Consider the following 3760-nt stretch of genomic DNA (forward strand, 5'->3'; position numbering starts at 1 on the left):
CCCTCCAGGTCGCGCAGACGCGGCTCCAGACCGTGCTGAACAAGCTCGCTCCCGTCGATCACGAGGCATCCGATGCCGAGCTCGCGGTCGCGCTCGCCAAGATCGGGCTCTAACGGCGAACTCGTGCACGCTTCGTCGCAAAGCTGCGTTTGCCCCGATCGACCGCGGCAACTAGCGGGTCGCTTGCTCGTTCTTTCGTGAGGCGCCGGTCATGAGATCGGCCCGCTCCCCCGAAAGGAATGCTCATGTTCGATAACAAGAATATCGCAACGCTGAACTCCCTCATCGCGACCACGCTCGACAGCGTCGACGGCTATCGCAAGGCAGCCGACGAGGCCAATGCCGCGCAGTTCAGGGAGATTTTCCTGAGCCGTGCAACCGAGCGGCAGACCGTCGTCACCGACTTCCAGGCGAAGGTGCGCGAGCTCGGCGGCAACCCAGAAGATGACGGAACGGTGCTTGCGTCGGCGCATCGCGCCTTTCTCGGCCTTCGTGACAAGCTCACCGGCGCGCGCGACGATGACGCGGTGATCGCCGAGGTCGAACGCGGCGAAGATCATATCAAGTCCAAGTTCGAAAGCGCCCTCGGCGACACCGATCTGGACCCCGCGGTTCGTCGGCTTATCGAGACCGGCTACGCTTCGGTCCGCGCGGGGCACGACCAAATGTCGGCGCTGAAGCATGGGCTGGACGCCAGCTGATCTTTCCCGGCAGCTAATTCTCTCGGCTCCCCGGGGCGACCGGGACTCGATTGCCCGTCAAGTACGCTTTTCGTCGGCAGTCGATCGGTCGCGGTCTTTGCTGATCATCATTGAAGAACGTCCGCTTCTCGCGATTTACCGCTAGAAGCGGACAGTCTTCAACCGTTGAGGGTTTCGGACGCCGCGAGGCGTCGGAAAGTCTTCGGTGCCCGAACCGCGGTGGTCATGGTCTGAGCTATGGGGAAAGCTGTTTTGCGCAGGTCGTGGTGCTGGACGTTGCTGCCCAAAATCGGACGTATCTGAGATCGGACCGTCTGAATTTAGATCGCAAAAGCGGACGTGGAAAATCGGACGGGCCGATTTTGATATGGCGACGTCTGCTATTGGGCAGCGTCGGCGCGAGCGGGTCCGCTTCCAGGCGCGGGTGCGCGCTGGATCGTGTCGGTGCCAGGCCGTGCCGGGTCACGGCGCCGGTGTCCCGGATGAGACCGCCGACTGGGGCGGCGCGCGAGGCTGATAGCGGCGCTCGAAGACCTCGATGATGATCATCGTACCGCCGCAGCACGGACAGGTCGGTCGGGGCTCTGCATCCTCGGTCGGTTCCTCGGTCGGTCGAGGTGCGACATCGAGCAGGCGGCGGGCGCGTTCGAGATGATCCTTGCGGCGTGCGCTGGCGAGGAGGCCGTAGTGGCGGATGCGGTGGAACCCGCGCGGCAGGGCGTGGAGAAGAAAGCGGCGGATGAACTCGTCGGCCCCAAGGGTCATGACCTGCTGCCGTCCGGCACCGGCCTTGCGGTAGTCCTTGTAGCGGAAGGTGACCCCGGCTTCGTCGAACCGGAGGAGGCGGCTGTTCGATATGGCGACCCGGTGGGTGTAGCGTGACAGATAGGCGAGCACGGCCTCGGGCCCGGCGAACGGGGCCTTGGCATAAACGACCCAGCGCTTCTTCCGAACCGGTGACAGATGCCGCAGGAACGCGCGTCGTTCGGCGAGATGCGTGAGGCTGCCAAAGAGGGCGAGCTGCCCGCGGTCATGGAGCGCGCGCAGCCGGGTTAGGAACAGGCGTCGGAACAGGGCACCAAGCACGCGGACCGGCAGCAGGAAGGCGGGGCGTGCGGATATCCAGCGTGTTCCATCGCGCGAGATGCCGCCGCCGGGCACGATCATGTGGATGTGCGGATGATGGGTCAGCGCCGAGCCCCATGTGTGAAGCACCGCGGTGATGCCGATCCGGGCGCCGAGGTGCTTCGGGTCGGCGGCGATGGTCAGCATCGTATCTGCCGCGGCCTTGAACAGCAGGTCATAGACGAGCGCCTTGTTATAATAGGCGATGGCGGCGACCTCGGCAGGCAGGGTGAACACGACATGGAAATAACCGACCGGGAGGAGGTCGGCTTCGCGCGCTTCGAGCCAGCTGCGCGCCGCGGCGCCCTGGCACCTGGGGCAGTGCCGGTTGCGGCAGCTGTTGTATGCGATCTGCCAATGCCCGCAGTCGGTGCAGGCCTCGACATGACCGCCGAGCGCGGCGGTGCGGCAATGCTCGATCGCCGACATGATCTTGAGCTGATGCAGGCTCAGATGCCCGGCATGCGCGGTGCGATACGCAGGCCCCGCGGCACGGAAGATGTCGGCGACCTCGAGTGAGGCGCGCACCGCTCAGCCGTCGGGTGCCTCCTCGCTCGGCGATGCGAGCGCGAGCCTGTCGAGCGGACTGACGATCGACCGAACGGTCCTGGTGGCAACCTGGGTGTAGAAGGCGGTGGTGTTGAGCTTGGCATGGCCGAGCAATGCCTGGATGACGCGGATATCGACACCGTCCTCGAGCAGGTGAGTGGCGAAGCTGTGGCGCAGCGTATGCGGTCCGACGCGCTTGTCGATATCGGCGGCCTCCGCGGCTTCGACGACGACACGGTAGAGCTGGCGCGTGCTGATCGGCGCCGCGGCGCTCTGTCCGGGGAAGAGCCAGCCATCGGGAAGGAGGATGCCCTGTTGCCGTCCGGCGCGCCACCAGTCGCGCAGCAGCAGGAGCAGGCCTTCGGGCAGCATGGCGTTGCGGTAGCGGCCGCCTTTGCCGCGCTCGATCCGCAGCAGCATCCGCTTGCTGTCGATATCGGTGACTTTTAGCGCCGACACCTCGGCGACGCGTAGGCCCGCGCCGTAAGCGACCGACAGCGCGGCCTGGTGCTTGAGCGAGCGGGTCGCATCGAGCAGGCGCTTCACCTCGGCCATCGTCAACACGACCGGGATCTTGCGAACCTGCCTCGTGCGGACCAGCTTGCGCGCGAGGTCGGGGCGGTCGAGCGTGTGCGTGAAGAAGAACCGCAGCGCGCCGACGATGCTGTTCATCGTTGGTGCGGGGACGCCCGCCTGTTGCTGCTCGATCTGGAACTGCCGGACATCCTCGGCGCTCGCGGTGTGGGGCGAGCGCCCGAGCCAGGTCGCGAACCGTCCGACGTCGCGCAGATAGTTGCGCTGCGTCTCCTTCGAGAAGCGCCGCATGGTCATATCGTCGATCAGCCGCTGGCGCAGCGGGCTGATCGGGCCAATCTGGATAAGCTCGTTCATCGTTCGACTCCTCAGGTAAAGGAGCCGAAAGGGTCTGCCTGCGGCAGCCGACGTTCAATCAGGCGCGGCGCTCGCTCGGCCCCTTTACATTGAGGCTAGCGCCAATCCGCGCAGCGGTTCGTGCAACGGCCATAACGTAAATAGTCTGCGCCCGGGGTGCGGCGTGGACGATTAGCATTTGTCGGTCGTACAGAACGCTAAGATAGCAGGTTCGCAAGGTCTTCAAGGACCGCATTCCAATAAGCGATTTCCTGATCGTTCCCGCGTTTGCGCGCCCATTCGAGTTGCCGAGCCACTAGTTGCGTGGCCTCGTTTCCGTGTCGCAGCTTCAGTTGGGCTGAGCAGCCGCGTACGCTTTGACTGCCGTTAAAGGGCATGACACTTCCTCCGCCTTCGCCTTCGCCGCCAGCATGATGGTAGAGGGCGGCGGTAATCCGCCGCCCTCTCATTATCAGAAGTCCATCGCCGGCATCGGCGCGGCCTTCTCCTCCTTC

The 3760-nt window shown here is 65.1% G+C and carries 3 protein-coding genes; 1 reads left to right on the forward strand and 2 read right to left on the reverse strand.

Annotation, left to right across the window (positions count from 1 at the left end; genetic code table 11):
• Positions 1-245 precede the first annotated feature (245 nt).
• Positions 246-701 carry a PA2169 family four-helix-bundle protein gene (locus VGD20_RS04470; RefSeq protein WP_331133296.1) on the forward strand — a complete coding sequence of 152 codons (456 nt, stop codon included), beginning with the start codon at positions 246-248 and terminating at the stop codon, positions 699-701.
• Positions 702-1163: 462 nt separating this feature from the next.
• Here VGD20_RS04470 and VGD20_RS04475 read toward each other — a convergent pair whose 3' ends face one another.
• Positions 1164-2354, reverse strand: a complete 1191-nt coding sequence (locus VGD20_RS04475; protein WP_331133297.1) for an IS91 family transposase — start codon at positions 2352-2354, stop codon at positions 1164-1166.
• 3 nt (positions 2355-2357) lie between these two features.
• Positions 2358-3266: a site-specific integrase gene (locus VGD20_RS04480; RefSeq protein WP_263588086.1), complete on the reverse strand. Its 909-nt coding sequence runs from the start codon at positions 3264-3266 to the stop codon at positions 2358-2360.
• Positions 3267-3760: the final 494 nt, after the last annotated feature.

This window comes from Sphingopyxis sp., assembly GCF_036402335.1.
In the GTDB taxonomy this organism is placed as follows: domain Bacteria; phylum Pseudomonadota; class Alphaproteobacteria; order Sphingomonadales; family Sphingomonadaceae; genus Sphingopyxis.